The sequence below is a fragment of the Flavobacterium sp. IMCC34518 genome, from assembly GCF_027111095.2.
GTDB lineage: Bacteria > Bacteroidota > Bacteroidia > Flavobacteriales > Flavobacteriaceae > Flavobacterium > Flavobacterium praedii.
Window position 1 is genome coordinate 1,429,659 of the sequence record NZ_CP114284.2, and the last position, 14,453, is coordinate 1,444,111.

At 30.5% G+C, this 14,453-nt stretch carries 11 protein-coding genes and 2 tRNA genes; 7 read left to right on the top strand and 6 right to left on the bottom strand.

Annotated elements, in window-relative coordinates; genetic code table 11:
- Window positions 1–37: 37 nt before the first annotated feature.
- The 6 genes from dndC to OZP06_RS06355 are packed head-to-tail and all read left to right on the top strand — an operon-like array spanning window position 38 to window position 7,818.
- Complete coding sequence (dndC, locus tag OZP06_RS06330; protein WP_281324374.1) at window positions 38–1,357, top strand: DNA phosphorothioation system sulfurtransferase DndC; 1,320 nt, start codon at window positions 38–40, stop codon at window positions 1,355–1,357.
- Between the two features lie 6 nt (window positions 1,358–1,363).
- Entirely contained in the window at window positions 1,364–3,460 is a 2,097-nt protein-coding gene (dndD, locus tag OZP06_RS06335) for a DNA sulfur modification protein DndD (RefSeq protein WP_281324375.1), read from the top strand.
- The gene (locus tag OZP06_RS06340; protein ID WP_281324376.1) at window positions 3,450–5,012 is read left to right on the top strand and encodes a DndE family protein; all 1,563 of its coding nucleotides are present in this window, start codon (window positions 3,450–3,452) and stop codon (window positions 5,010–5,012) included. The genes dndD and OZP06_RS06340 overlap by 11 nt, the downstream gene beginning before the upstream one ends.
- A gap of 6 nt (window positions 5,013–5,018) precedes the next feature.
- Window positions 5,019–5,462: a hypothetical protein gene (locus OZP06_RS06345; RefSeq protein ID WP_281324377.1), complete on the top strand. Its 444-nt coding sequence runs from the start codon at window positions 5,019–5,021 to the stop codon at window positions 5,460–5,462.
- Window positions 5,455–7,026: a DGQHR domain-containing protein gene (locus OZP06_RS06350; protein WP_281324378.1), complete on the top strand. Its 1,572-nt coding sequence runs from the start codon at window positions 5,455–5,457 to the stop codon at window positions 7,024–7,026. The genes OZP06_RS06345 and OZP06_RS06350 overlap by 8 nt, the downstream gene beginning before the upstream one ends.
- A gap of 6 nt (window positions 7,027–7,032) precedes the next feature.
- On the top strand, window positions 7,033–7,818 hold the full coding sequence (locus tag OZP06_RS06355) for a hypothetical protein (protein WP_281324379.1): 786 nt from the start codon (window positions 7,033–7,035) through the stop codon (window positions 7,816–7,818).
- Here OZP06_RS06355 and OZP06_RS06360 read toward each other — a convergent pair.
- From OZP06_RS06360 to trxA, 6 genes are all read right to left on the bottom strand, one after another.
- Entirely contained in the window at window positions 7,815–8,996 is a 1,182-nt protein-coding gene (locus OZP06_RS06360) for a cysteine desulfurase family protein (protein WP_281324380.1), read from the bottom strand. The two genes, OZP06_RS06355 and OZP06_RS06360, sit on opposite strands and share 4 nt — an antisense overlap.
- A 79-nt stretch (window positions 8,997–9,075) precedes the next feature.
- Window positions 9,076–10,296, bottom strand: a complete 1,221-nt coding sequence (locus OZP06_RS06365) for a site-specific integrase (protein ID WP_269224147.1) — start codon at window positions 10,294–10,296, stop codon at window positions 9,076–9,078.
- Between the two features lie 578 nt (window positions 10,297–10,874).
- A tRNA-Asp gene (locus tag OZP06_RS06370) sits at window positions 10,875–10,948 on the bottom strand.
- Window positions 10,949–11,190: 242 nt separating this feature from the next.
- Window positions 11,191–11,264: transfer RNA gene (locus OZP06_RS06375), tRNA-Asp, on the bottom strand.
- A gap of 86 nt (window positions 11,265–11,350) precedes the next feature.
- Entirely contained in the window at window positions 11,351–12,277 is a 927-nt protein-coding gene (locus tag OZP06_RS06380) for a DUF58 domain-containing protein (RefSeq protein WP_269224148.1), read from the bottom strand.
- A 388-nt stretch (window positions 12,278–12,665) separates the two neighbouring features.
- The gene (gene trxA / locus OZP06_RS06385; protein WP_269224149.1) at window positions 12,666–12,983 is read right to left on the bottom strand and encodes a thioredoxin; all 318 of its coding nucleotides are present in this window, start codon (window positions 12,981–12,983) and stop codon (window positions 12,666–12,668) included.
- A 695-nt stretch (window positions 12,984–13,678) separates the two neighbouring features.
- On the opposite strand from trxA, the gene OZP06_RS06390 reads away from it, so the two are divergent.
- On the top strand, window positions 13,679–14,452 hold the full coding sequence (locus OZP06_RS06390) for a threonine/serine exporter family protein (protein ID WP_281238589.1): 774 nt from the start codon (window positions 13,679–13,681) through the stop codon (window positions 14,450–14,452).
- Window position 14,453 lies beyond the last annotated feature (1 nt).

A 14,453-nucleotide genomic window follows, 5' to 3' on the forward strand; every position in this document is an offset into this window, starting at 1 on the left:
GAATTTTTATTAAGAACTACAAAAAGTAAATTTATATATGTCGTTAGACTTGAACCACTTAGAAAATGAAATTATTGATCAGTTTTTATTTGATGATTCAAAAAGACCCTGGATTATAGGATTTAGTGGGGGGAAAGACAGTACAATGTTGCTGCAAGTAGTTTGGCGATCTCTCTTAAAAATAGATCCTTTTCTAAGACAATCAAGAAGAATTTATGTTGTCTGTAATGACACATTGGTTGAAAATCCTAGAATCGTAAAATTCATAAATGCAACTTTGGCAAAAATACAAGAAGCTGCTATTCAATATGAATTACCTATAACGGTTCATCAAACAACACCAGTATTAGAAGAAAGTTTTTGGGTCAAACTTATAGGTCTTGGATATCCTGCTCCAAATAAATTTTACAGATGGTGTACAGAACGTTTAAAGATCAGTCCAACAACTAAATTTATAACTGAAAAAATTCATGAAAATGGGGAGGCCATTATTCTTTTAGGAACTAGAAGTGCTGAAAGTTCTAATAGAGCTGCATCAATAAAAAAACACGAAATAAAAGGACAACGATTGAGAAAACATCAGTTGCCAAACTCCTATGTTTATGCTCCTATAAAAGATGTTACAACAAATGAATTATGGCAATACTTGAATCAAGTTTCTCCTCCATGGGGAGGGACTAATAAAGAATTAATTACACTTTATAGAAATGCTAATGCCGGCGATTGTCCTTTAGTAATAGATGAAACAACTCCTAGTTGTGGAAATAGCCGATTTGGTTGTTGGACTTGCACGGTTGTCAGTAAAGACAAAAGTATGGAGGGGCTAATTGAAAACGGAGAGGAATGGATGACTCCCTTGATGGATATTAGGAACTTTTTAGTTGTTACTAGAGACAATCCTGAAAAATACAGACAAAAAGAAAGAAGAAATAAAACTGTTTCAGAAAATCTGTGGGGTCCTTATACTTTTGATACTAGAGTTAAAATTTTAACTAGAATTTTAAGAGCACAACGTGATATTCAACGCGAAGAAGGGATTGAATTGATAACACATCAAGAACTTGTAATGATCCAATATTATTGGTTTAGAGATTGTTATTTTAAAACAAAAGTATCGGATATTTATAACTCCATATATAAAACTAAAATTGATATGAGCAAGCAAGAAGAAAAATTTAAGCAAGAGTCTGACTTGTTAAAGGAGTCTTGTAAAGACAATATAGATGATGTTGATTTGATTCATGACCTTTTAGCTCTACAAAAAACAAAAATCTTAATGATTAAAAAAAGAGGACTACAAGCTGATATTGAAAATCGTCTTGACCAATATATAGATGCCGCTAAAAAAAGCAAATAATTACCGATGACAATAAAAGAAATAGAATTATACAATTTTAGAATTTACAAAAATTCTAATCAGGTCGATTTTTCTAACCAAGAAGATAAAAATATTTTTGTAATTAGTGGTAGAAATGGTTTTGGAAAGACAACATTTTTAATGTCTCTTGTTTGGTGTTTGTATGGAAGACAAATGCAAGATGTTGATGATATTTACAAAAAAGAAATAGATGACCAAGGCGGTTATAGTAAATATATTGCTAATTCACTAAATAGATTGTCAAAATCTGAAGGTGATTATAAATTTCATGTTTCTATTACATTTCACAATCTTAATATTCCTGAAGTTCCTTGTAAAGAAATTGTTATTAAGAGAAGTTATAACACAAAAACAAGTACATCAGAAGAAGTAGAAGTTTTAATTGATGGTTCTCCTAGTGAATTAGCAAAAGAAGTTGGACAAGAAATATTCATTCGTGAATTCATTATGCCAATTGAAATAGCAAAATTCTTCTTTTTTGATGCTGAAAAAATAGTAAGTCTTGCAGAAGTTAATACTCCTGAACAAAAACGAAGACTAAGTAAAGCTTATTCAGAAGTTTTAGGAATAAAAAAATATGAAGATATTAAAGGTGAACTTGAAGGTTTACAATTAAAAATAAGACAAGATTCCGCTAGTGCTTCAGAAAAAAGTCAGTTAAGATCGCTTGAAGCAGATTTTGATAACTGTGACGATAAAATCAAAGAAAACGAATTTAAAATCCTAGATTTAAAAGAAAAGAGAAGTGAAAAGAATAAAAATTCTAGAGATATACAGGAAAAACTTATAAAATCTGGTAGCTTAATCACTGTAGAAGAACTACAAACAATTAGAACTAACGAAGAAGAGCTAACTAAGAAACTCGCTGAGTTACAAAATGAATTAAAAGATTCTTATGATATTATCCCCTTCGCAATTGCAGGAGAGAAATTTTTGGAAGTTAGTAATCAACTTGTAAATGAGGCTAATTTTAAGACAGCAAAATTTAAAGATGACAACGTAAGAGGTGTCACAAATAAAATTTTAACTGATTTGATTAAGGAGCCTAAACCAAATGACTTGGTAATTGACTATCAAATTGAGAAACATTTTGCCGAGACATTTGAAAGATTAATTCGCAAGCATTTCTTTTCTGATGCTCCAGAACTCCCCGAAGATTTTAAAATGCTTCAAGAATTCTCCGATTTAGAGCAAAATGAACTCCAAGCTTTATTTAATAATATTAGATACTCATTTAAAGAATCATTTAAAAGAATTACTTCTGAATATAATCTAGCCAGAAATGAGATCAACTCTATTAGAAAAAAAATTAGAGATGCTGAGACCAATCAAGAAAGTCCAATGATTGCTGAGTTCAGAAAAGATAAAGAAGTTTTAGACAAAGAAATCATTAGGATTGATGAAACTATTGGTTCTTTAAATCGCGAAATTGGTGAGTTTATTAATGAAAAAACTCAAAAAGGAAAGCGTATCGAAGAACTTTCTAAAAAACTTAAAGTTTCTGAAAAGAATAAAGTTAAAGATGAAATTATAACTAGAAACATAGGTAATCTTAGAGACTTTATTGAAAAATTTAAAACTAAAAAGAAAGAGTCATTAGAGGGGCAAATTCTTGAAGGATTAGAAACATTACTCCACAAAAAAGGTTTTGTAAAAAAAGTAGAAGTCGAAATCATTGGAGAAACGATTGATATTATTTTAAAAAATGTTCGTGGCGAAGAAATCAAAAAAGAATCATTAAGCAAGGGAGAGCAACAAATGTATGCTACCGCCTTACTTCGTGCTTTGGTTGAAGGAAGTGATATTCAATTTCCTGTATTCATAGATTCTCCTATGCAAAAATTTGACGAACAACATGCTGAAAATATTGTCAAATATTTCTATCCAAATATATCCGATCAAGTTGTAATTTTTCCTTTAATCAATAAAGAATTAACCGAAAGAGAATACAATATTTTATCAAATAATATTGCTAAAACATTCCTGATTACTAATATTCATGAAGATAAAAGCGAATTTTTGCCATTAGAACCAAAAGATTTTATTTCAACATACAACAAAATGTATAACAATGCTGATTAATATTAGAACATCAGAGGCAAACAAACCTGTTGTCCAAGAATTAACACGACGTTTAAACTTAGGTGCTGAAAATGTCGTTTCAAGAATTGCTTTCTCATTCTCATTATCAAAAAACATTAAGCTTGATTTAGAAAAAGATTTGTTTGATAGTAAAGGGAAAGAGTATAAAGACGATATTCTATTCGGAAAATATCGTGATTATTATATTGCTTTGATTTGTCAACATTATGCTCTATATAAAACTGATAAAGACATTGGTAAGTATATTAAAATGCATATCGATCATGGTTTGACTATAATGAATAAGATATTTGAAGAAAATAAAAATTATTCAGGTCTTGACTTTCTTTTAGAACACATAGAGACTGGTATTGAAAAGCTTGAAGAGAATGAAGTTTCTAATGAACCTATAATTTACGATGAGCATACTAGGCAAAATAGAATAGTTAACAAAAACTACTTTGCCGAAAGTATTAAATTATTGGTTGGAAAATCTTTTGAAGATGAAGATATTTATTTTAAGCTTAATGATACTTCAATTCATAATAATGCACATATTGCCGTAGCTGGAAATTCTGGAACCGGAAAAACTTATTTTGCCAATAGCATTTTAAAACAAGTTGTAAAGGAAAGTAAGGGTCAAGTAAATTTTATCTTTTTAGATTTCAAAGGAATAACCGAAGAAGATGAAAAGAAAAATAGCGAATTTTTTAATGCTACTAATTGTGAATTAATCAAAGCACCTCATAAACCATTCCCTGTAAATCCTCTTTCTTTTATTGATAATATCAATGAGAAAAATAAAATTATGGGAATCAATAAATTTGTTGACATTATTACTAGTTATAGTAATATTGGTAAAAACCAACAACAAACTTTAAAGGATGCTACTAAAGATGTCTTTGCGGACATGAAAGGTGGACAATACCCTTCATTCAAACAAATTTATGAAAAGGTATTAGATTACGAAGGAGATAAAGCTAGCACTTTAAGAGAGATTTTAGAAAGTTTAAGTGAATTGGATTTATTTGAAACTACTGTTGATATTAAAAACAATTTCTTAAATAGTAATTATTATTTAAGCTTATCTGGTGATTTGCCTAAAAATGTTCGTTTTACATCAGTTTTTTTAATAATTAACTACATTTATAATACATTTATGAATATGGATAATGCACCAATAGAAGGTGATTACCAAGGAATGCGTTATGTGTTATTAATTGACGAGGCTCATACAATATTTAAAGAAAAAAAATCACAGGATTTATTAGAAAAAATACTGCGTGAAATACGCTCGAAAGGAGTGTCAGTTATTTTATTATCTCAAGGCATTGAAGAGTTTAACCAACCATCATTTGATTTCAGTAGTATGTGTGAAACAGCTTTTCTATTTGATATTAAAGACAAAACCAATTTAAAGATGATGCAAAAGTTCATGGGAATTGGTGAAAAAGAAGCCATAAGATTGAAAACGAGTATGGAGAAAATACAAAAATATCAATTAGTGTCTAATCTTAAAGAGTTTAAGGTTGGGGAACTATTTAAAGCATAGTTTATTATGGGTACAAGATCAAAATATTTTTTTATTGCGGTTGTTTTAATTGGTTCCGTAGGTATTTGGATGCCTATAGGATTAGAAGCATTAATAGAAAAGCAAGTAACATTAAATAAAATACCATCTAATGTCACTACATATTTTGTCAGTTTATTATTTGCAGGATGTATTGATTATTTTTTAAATAAGGTTAGAGATGTAAATATAGATGGGGTAATTAATGTTTTTTTTAATTTAATTACAATCGTAATATTAGGTTTAGGTTTAGTAATTGGATCCATCTTACTTAATATTTATCATCATGATTTTTATTCATTATTCTTAGGGATTATAGGGGTTTTGATTTCATATAGAATTTGGTGGATTGCAAATGAGACTAATCCTAATTTTATACCAGGGAATAGTGTTTTAGGAGGTAATGCAAATAATGATTTAAAAAATGGATAAAAATTTTCTCGAAATACCAGCTTTAAAAGTTAAACAACCTTTAGGAGATTTTTTTGTCATTTCAATATCTGCTAAAGAGTTATTGGAGATAACCTTTTCTGAACCAATGAAATACATTGATAATTCAGGCAACGTAAAAGGTAGTCAACGACCACAAGATCCAAAAAGACTCAAAGATATAGCAGTATATATTGATTCTGTTGAAATGGCTTTTCCGAACTCAATAATTTTAGCTGCAAATTATAATGAAAATGGCGAAATTTCAAAAGATGAAAATGAGCGATGGAAAGTTATTGAGAATGAAGGAACCGGCACTTATAAACTAATTATACCTAAAAAAGTTAAACTTGCTGCGATCATTGATGGTCAACATAGATTAAATGCTTTTGAATTTGTTACAAATGAGGAAAGGTTTACTGATTTACAATTACTAGTTTCAATATATTTTGATTTGCCTAATTCATACCAGGCATTTTTATTTGCAACAATTAATTCTAATCAAAAAAAAGTAGATAGAAGTTTAGCTTTAGATCAATTTGGATATAATGTGGATGATGAACCTGAAAAAGCTTGGACTCCAGAAAAATTTTCCGTATTTCTATCTAGAAAATTAAACATTGACTCTGAGAACTCCGCATTACATAAACACATAAAGGTTGCGCCTCTTAATTCTCAAATTCTCTTTAACAATGAGAATATAAATACTTGGGTTGTTTCAACTGCAACCGTAGTTGATGGTATTTGTGGTTTAATTAGTTCTAATCCTAAGAGGGACAGGGTAATTATGCAACAAAAGCAAATGCTAACGGGCAGAAATAGAGAAATGTTGGTAAAAATTAAAGATTATTCTCCTTTACGAACCTTATTTCTAAAAAATCAAGACAAAACGATTTATGATACTATAATAATTTATTTTAAGATTGTTGATGAGCAATTGTTTAAAAATGTTAGTTCAAAATCATACATAAATAAAACAGTCGGTATTCAGGCTTTATTTGATATATTAAAATTAATTCTACTTAAAGAGAAAAATTTATTACAACCAAATGAAATTGATTTTAAAAAATATATCGAAAAAGCAAAAAATATAAACTTCGGAGACAAATTCTATCAAGCTTCTGGTATAGGAAGAAGTCGAATAAAAAATACTATTGGACTTCAATCAGGACTTATTAGTAAAGAAAAAATAAAGAAAAATGATATTCCTTTTTATGATGCATTGATTATTGGTCAAGACACAAATACTTTAAAAGAAAAATTATTTTGGGAAGAAGAAGCGGAAAATGCTGTTATAAGTAGTTTAGAAAATCTAAATTGGAATTATGATGATAATACTGCCAGTTTGTTTGAAGGATATGAATATGATGATGTAGTTAAATTAAAGAATTATGAAGAATTCTTTAATAAATTAGTTCTTATTGCAGAGATGGCATATGTGTCAAGCCTACCAAGTGATAATGAATATGCTGAGGAACAAAGGGAAAAATTTGATGTTGAGGAATTAGTTTCAAGCTGTTTAATTGATTATGAAGATAATTTGAAAAAAATTGGCTGGCAGAAATAGTTTATTATGGAATGTAAATCAATATTATGCGTCAAACATGGTCCTTTGATTGGTCTAGATAGACACGCTCATAATATTGCTCGTTTTTTAATTTATGAAAACATTTATGATGAAGAATTAATTAGTCCTTGGTTTAGAATTGCTTCAGGAATAAATAAAGTTCATTATGTTAGTGATAAATATGATAATTATGTTCAATGGTGTGGGCCTGCAATTGATTATGAAAATGAAAAATCAAAATTTCATTCAAAATTAATTCATGCTTTAACATTTTTTAATTTTGTCTGGGGAGGATTTGAGGCATATATAGACACTTTAGATTTACCTAATTGTAAAAAATATAGAGGGGAAATTAATAAAATAAATTATTTTTTAAAGGAAAAATATTTAAATAATCATCCGATACCTGAACATTATAATAAGGTGGTTGACACTTTGAAAAAAATGATTATTCTTAATCCATGGTATGGTAACAGTGAAATATTATTTAAACCAAATGTATGCGAAGTTGAGGAACTATTGGGATTAAAGATAGTTTATAAGATCAGAAATTTATTTGCTCATGGTGCTTTTACTTTTAGCGAGCCCGAAGGATGGAATGGTACTAAACCATTAGATGTAGAAATTATTTCAGCAAGTAGTAGAATTGTATTATTTACAATGCAAATGTTACTGTATGCTAATAATAATCTAGGTTTTAAAGTACCTCAATTACATGAAGATGAAGAAGCTGGAGCTAAAGCGGACAAATTTATTATCAATCTTCATAAAAAATCATATCGACATTGTTAGTGTATCATTGCTCTTAAATTTTCAACGACTTTTTTAACTTCATCAATAACAATATCTAATTCATCAATAGTATTAAATTTCCCCAAAGAAATACGAATACTATTGAATGCTTTGTTTTCATCTAAGCCCATAGCAATTAAAACGTGAGATGGTTCAATACTAGCTGATGTACAAGCGCTACCGTTACTTACAGCAATTAGAGGAGAATTATTTTCTAAATTACTAAGTCCCATAATTACAGCTTCGCTATCTGCCCCCACAAAGCAAATATTAGTCACATTATATAAACGGTGTGAAATATTACCATTAACAAATGTGTCGGATATTAAAAGTAACTTTGACTCGATATAATCTCGCATTGTTTTAATTTGCTCAGCATTAGACTTCATCCCTTCTTTAGATAATTCACAAGCTTTTCCTAAAGCAACTATCCCAGGTACATTTAGAGTTCCACTTCGTAAACCTCTTTCATGTCCACCACCATGAAATAAAGCAGGAATCTTAATTCTAGTTTGTCTTTGTCTTACATAGAGTGCACCCACTCCTTTTGGAGCATAAATTTTGTGACCGCTAAAACAAAGTAAATCTATACCTAAATCATCAACATCTATTTGTATTTTCCCAACAGCTTGAGTCGCATCTGTCATAAAAAGCGCATCAAAACTATGAGTTAAATTTGATATTTCTTTTATTGGTTGCAAAACTCCAGTTTCATTATTAACATACATAACAGAAACTAAAACAGTATCATCTCTTAAATAATTTTTTAATTCATCTAAATCTATCAAACCATCAGATTTAACTTTTAGATATGTAACCTCAAATCCCTTTTTTTCAAGATATTTACATGTGTCTAAAACGGCACTATGTTCAGTAAGAACAGTAATAATATGTTTCCCTTTTTCCGAATAATTCTCAACAACACCTTTTATTGCAATATTGATAGCTTCTGTTGCGCCACTAGTGAAAACAATTTCATTCGTTTCAGCACCAATTATATCAGCAACTTGATTACGGGCCTTTTTAACAGCCTCATGAGCTCCTACTCCAAATTGGTGAGTACTACTTGCATTTGCGAAATTGTTTGCAAAGAATGGCATCATAGTATCTAAAACCCTTTGGTCAACAGGAGTAGTAGAGTTATTGTCAAGGTAGATTAATCTTTTTTCAGGTTTCATAATTTATTGTGAGTCAGGTTTCAAATCCTTTAAGCAAAATTAAACTAAATTATATTTGAAATATTTTTTATTATTTAAATTAAAAATTAGTCAACAAGCCCGCATTTTTAGTGCGCTCTTCTTTTTCAAAACTAGCTAAATAACTTTCTGTAGTTTTTAAATCATTATGACCTAAACTTTCACTAATGGAGGCAATATTAGCTCCACTTCTTTTTAACACAGTAGCGAAGCTATGACGGGCAGTATAAGTCGTAATGTCTCCTATTCCTAAATGCTTGCCGATTATTTTCATACGCATATTAATTCGTTTGGTTAAGCTCTTAGTCATGCTTTTTCTTTTTTCTGCATCTTCTTTTCCAGTGATATATGGAAAAATATAACTTTCTGGGTGAGGTTTATTACCCCACTTTTTGATTATATTTTCCATTTCAACAGTTATTGTGGCTCGAATTTCTTTGCGGGTTTTTGTAGTCCTTTCAGTTTTTTGTCGAATAAAATAGATTTCACCATCTTTAATGTTTTTGAATTTCAATTTAATCACATCGGCGACATTAATTCCATTACATAAGTATATAAAAAACCATAGGTCTCTATATCTATCAGTTGTCTCAGTACCATCGGTAAAATTTACAACTTGACCTATTTGACTTAAAGTTAAAGCTTTTTTATTTCCTTCCCCAGTTTGAATCTCATATTTATCTTTACCAAACGGATATTGGGTTTCTTTGATAATACCAGCTTTTTTTGCCTGATTCATTATTGTACGAATCTCTCTCATATGTATCCCCACAGTAGTATGATTTTTATCAATAAGGAGATATTTTTCATATTGCTTTAACCAATCTATAGAGATATTTTCAAATGTCAAATTTTTACCTGCAAACTTCTCAATAGTATTTATAACATTTTCATTGATATGCATTGTGCCAATTCTTTCGTCGTGTCTTAAATTTTCTATTTTGGCTCTAAAAGCACTATTGACTGTATCTCCAGTAGCTCTGCTTAATCGTAAATTTAGGCTATCAAAAGAAAAACCTCCCTTTTCCGCAAGAGTTTCTACATTAAGTTTAACCAAAGAAAAACTATTTTCTATACTCTCTCTAGTCTCTTTTAATTTACGGCTTTTAACTGTGGGCAATGAATCCCATTCCTCAATTTTTAAATCTTTACCAGTTGAGTAATATTTTCTTAGCCTTTTGTATGTAACACGTATTTTTATAGGATATGTTCCTTTTTTGTTTTCTTTACGATTATCAAGGATTGAGGCTATAGTAATACCATCTTTTGAGTAACTAAACATATAGTTTTGGATTTTGTGTGTAATGGAACACACACGTTGCACACAAAAGTAGCAGAAAAAAGAAAAAGAAAGAAACTAAATGAAAAAGGATTTTTTATATTTGTCATATTCTATAGTACTTTGGAAGCTATTTGAAAAGAGAAGAAAACAGAAGAAAAAGGATGGATTACGACTCATAATCAGGTGGTCCCTGGTTCGAGCCCAGGTGGGACCACAGATTACAAGCCTTTCAAGCAATTGAAAGGCTTTTTTTATACACTAAACCCAGTAAAATAAGGATTTCTATATAATTGTAGATTTTCAGAAATAGTCAACTTGCCAACTTTTGGATCAAGTTTAAAAGTTAAGAATTAAACTAAGAAGAAAAAAAAAGGAATCACAAAATCAGCACATTCTACACTCCTTTTTCTGCGTAAATCTGCAAAATCTGCGTGAAAACAAAATAAGCAATTTCCGGATCTGATGGAATCTCTCTTAGTTCACAACTTTTGAAATGCATTCGTTTAATAAAAGCAACAGTTGTTTTTTAAGCATAAAAAAAAGCCTGACCGTTAGGAAAGGCTTCAAACAATATGTTGCGGTCTGGACGGGACTCGAACCCGCGACCCCATGCGTGACAGGCATGTATTCTAACCAACTGAACTACCAAACCCTGTTTTATTGCGAGTGCAAATATACAATAGATTTTCGTATCCACAACTATTTTATAACACAACTTTAAAAAAAATAACAAACACTCTAAAATCAAAAAAGCCATCCACAAAGTGGAAAGCTTTTCATTGGTCTAACTACAAACCGATCTCGTCATAATGGACGAGAAACAACACAACTAGCTTTAGATACCGTATTTGGGCAAAAAAGCCTTTCTGTTACGAAAGGCTTTCCCCAATATTGCGGTCTGGACGGGACTCGAACCCGCGACCCCATGCGTGACAGGCATGTATTCTAACCAACTGAACTACCAAACCTCTGCTTTATTGCGGTGGCAAAGATACAATAGATTTTCGTTTACACAAGCCTTTTATTAGAGAATTTTAAATATTTTTCGGCCGATTTATCCAAACTTTTGTTTTTCAACTAAGTATGCCGTTAAAATTTTTTCAAAACTTTCATCAACACCCACCGGAATGTACTTTATTTTGTTTTGAGCACAGGTTAAAGCCAACTTTTTGAAGTAATCGCTCACCTGTTTTTCATATTCTTGCTTCACATTATCGGCAAAAATGACAACCTCATCTCCAGTTTCCAGATCAATAAACTTTCTAGGGGCATTGTCAAAATCAAATTTTAGCTCCGTTTCTTTGTCTATCACATGAAATAAAACAACTTTGTGCTTGTTGTGTTTCAAATGTTGCAAGGCATTAAAAAGTGCTTCTTCATTTTCGGATTGAAACATGTCTGTAAACAAAATAATCATCGATCGGCGGTGAATTTTTTCAGCTATTTGATGCAAATACGTAATAGTATCGGTTTGCCTACTCTCTTTTGTGGTTTCCAAAAGACCTTCGAGCTTGTTCAATATCATTCGGTGATGGCGATCACTTCCTTTCTCTGGTGCATAATATTCATAACGATCCGAAAACACACTTAAACCTACGGCATCTCGCTGCTTTTTTAACAAATTCATCAAAACTGCCGATGCCAATACCGAAAATCCTATTTTACTCTCGTAAAAGGGCTGATTGTCCTTCAATTTAGGATAATGCATCGACGAAGAGTTGTCAATTATTATATGACACCTCAAGTTGGTTTCTTCCTCAAAGCATTTGGTGTACAAACGATCCGTTTTGGCAAATAATTTCCAATCTATGTGTTTGGTGCTTTCTCCTATATTATATACTTTATGTTCGGCAAATTCGGCTGAAAATCCATGAAACGGACTTTTATGCATTCCCGAAATAAAACCTTCCACCACTTGATTAGCCAACAACTCCAAATGCTGAAAACTGGATATCTTTTCTATTTGCGATTCGATCTTCATATTCCAAATGTATTAAAAGATTGAATGATTTAAAAATTGAAAGATTGAAAGATTGAATGATTTAAAAATTAAAAGATTGGGATCTATTCAGCTTACAGGAAATTAATGTAGGATTTTGTATAAAAGCAGATGCAAATTGCACAAATTTACACGAAACAACAGTTGTTTTAATTTCATAAATTAGTAATGTAAATCAAATTAGTGATATATTATTTTCTAATTGTATCTAATTTGTGCTAATTCGTGAAATTTGTGTCAAAATTTTGTTAGACTGAATAGTTATAAAGATTGCAAATAGAAAATCACTTTGAGAAATTGATTTAAATACAAATCAAAAAAAAAGGCTTGACTTTCGCCAAACCTTTCTATATAAATTTTAATCTTACGATTACAACAATGCGTCTAAGCTATCTGCATACGTTTGTTTTGGAGCTACTCCTACTTGTTTCCCTACTACTTCTCCATTATGGAAAACCAATACAGTTGGTATGTTTCTAACACCGTATTTTGCAGCAAATTCTTGGTTAGCATCTACATCTACTTTACCAACAACCACTTTTCCTTCGTATTCTTTACTTATCTCGTCAATGATTGGTCCAACCATTCTACATGGTCCACACCAAGCTGCCCAAAAATCAACCATAACTGGTTGTGTCGATTTCAAAACTACTTCTTCAAAAGTAGCATCTGTTATTGCTAATGCCATACTATTTTTATTTTTATTTAAATTCCCTGTTTGTTTATTAACTTAGGTACAAATTTAGAAATTAAAACCCAATCAAACGTCTTTCTTAAATTAGTTTTCATTATAAATACATTGCTAATAGTTATTTTGTACAAATGATTGTTTTTAAATTGGATGACCTTACTGTTGGTAGCCTAGCGATAGAATAATTTCATTTTCTAGTTTGTTTTAATTTTTTTGCAGTTCATTTTGTTTTAATGCATTTGGATATTATTTTAAAAAAAGTTGTTGTTTGATATAGTAGGGCATCAACGGTTTTGTATTCAAAAGGGGGCAAACTACATTCTATGATAAATGAAAGCCTTAATGTTTTATTTTTTTTTCAATATTCTCATAACTTTATTTTATAGCAGTCGAAATCAAAAATTCAATAAAAAAGCATATCTAAAAATGCGTTTTTGACAAACCAAAGTCGTTTTGCTGACGTTTTTTGAGTTTTAAAACTGGGGAAATCTTTTTAAAATCGGTAAAAAGGCTGTTCAAAAACCGTCAAAATAAATCAAAATGTTCTTTTTTTTACAATTTACAACAAGCGAAAACGTTGGAAATGCCTTGTTATTTATTTTCTAAATAAATTATCGTTTTATGGGGAAATATCATCTTTTTTAAGGTCTTATTTTTTTAAATTTGAAGGTATAATAAATAACCACTTTTAAATGGAAGTAATTGCAAAACCCAATAAATATGAATTAGGAGAAATGCTCCTAGAAATAGGTTCCTTGCTTATGGTCTCTGGAGCCAATACAGAACGTGTCAAAATGACGATTAGCAGAATAGCTGGTGCATTTGGTTGTGATTCTGATTTGATGATTACCAATCATGCCTTAATGATTACTTTGACCTATCAAAACAAAATCAAAACCTTTACCAGTGTAAAATGGGTGCCCAACATGCATCTTAACTTCAACCTTATTGCCGATATCAGCACCATGAGTTGGAAAATTGTAGAAGAAAAATGGTCTGTCGAACGCATCAACAAAGAAATGAAATCGTTAGACAGGAAAGCTTTATACCCTAGATTTGCTGTCTTGTTTTTGGTGGCTTTGGCAGGAGCTTCTTTTTGTAGAATTCTAGGTGGAGAATTAATCGAAATGATAATTTGTTTCCTAGGGAGTTTCTTAGGCCTTTATGCAAGACAAGAAACCATGAAGCTCAAATTTAACTTCTATTTGTGCGTTTATTTTGCAGCACTAACCTCCTCTTTTACTGTAGGTCTATATTCTTTTTTGAATCCAGATGCAACCTACGTTCATGCCTTATCCACTTCAGTATTGTTCTTAATTCCTGGAGTTCCAATGATCAATTCTTTCTCCGATTTAATTGACGGTAACATATTAAACGGAACCACCAGAGGCGTAAATGTGCTTGTTATTGCATTTGCCATTGCTTTAGGATTGATGACTTCATTATTAATTTTTAATTTACACTAAA

What these genes read in the sequence shown, in the direction of transcription:
- dndC (WP_281324374.1), top strand. Translation starts at nt 38, where the DNA reads ATGTCGTTAGACTTGAACCACTTAGAAAATGAAATTATTGATCAGTTT.
- dndD (WP_281324375.1), top strand. Translation starts at nt 1,364, where the DNA reads ATGACAATAAAAGAAATAGAATTATACAATTTTAGAATTTACAAAAAT.
- OZP06_RS06340 (WP_281324376.1), top strand. Translation starts at nt 3,450, where the DNA reads ATGCTGATTAATATTAGAACATCAGAGGCAAACAAACCTGTTGTCCAA.
- OZP06_RS06345 (WP_281324377.1), top strand. Translation starts at nt 5,019, where the DNA reads ATGGGTACAAGATCAAAATATTTTTTTATTGCGGTTGTTTTAATTGGT.
- OZP06_RS06350 (WP_281324378.1), top strand. Translation starts at nt 5,455, where the DNA reads ATGGATAAAAATTTTCTCGAAATACCAGCTTTAAAAGTTAAACAACCT.
- OZP06_RS06355 (WP_281324379.1), top strand. Translation starts at nt 7,033, where the DNA reads ATGGAATGTAAATCAATATTATGCGTCAAACATGGTCCTTTGATTGGT.
- OZP06_RS06360 (WP_281324380.1), bottom strand. Translation starts at nt 8,996, where the DNA reads ATGAAACCTGAAAAAAGATTAATCTACCTTGACAATAACTCTACTACT.
- OZP06_RS06365 (WP_269224147.1), bottom strand. Translation starts at nt 10,296, where the DNA reads ATGTTTAGTTACTCAAAAGATGGTATTACTATAGCCTCAATCCTTGAT.
- OZP06_RS06380 (WP_269224148.1), bottom strand. Translation starts at nt 12,277, where the DNA reads ATGAAGATCGAATCGCAAATAGAAAAGATATCCAGTTTTCAGCATTTG.
- trxA (WP_269224149.1), bottom strand. Translation starts at nt 12,983, where the DNA reads ATGGCATTAGCAATAACAGATGCTACTTTTGAAGAAGTAGTTTTGAAA.
- OZP06_RS06390 (WP_281238589.1), top strand. Translation starts at nt 13,679, where the DNA reads ATGGAAGTAATTGCAAAACCCAATAAATATGAATTAGGAGAAATGCTC.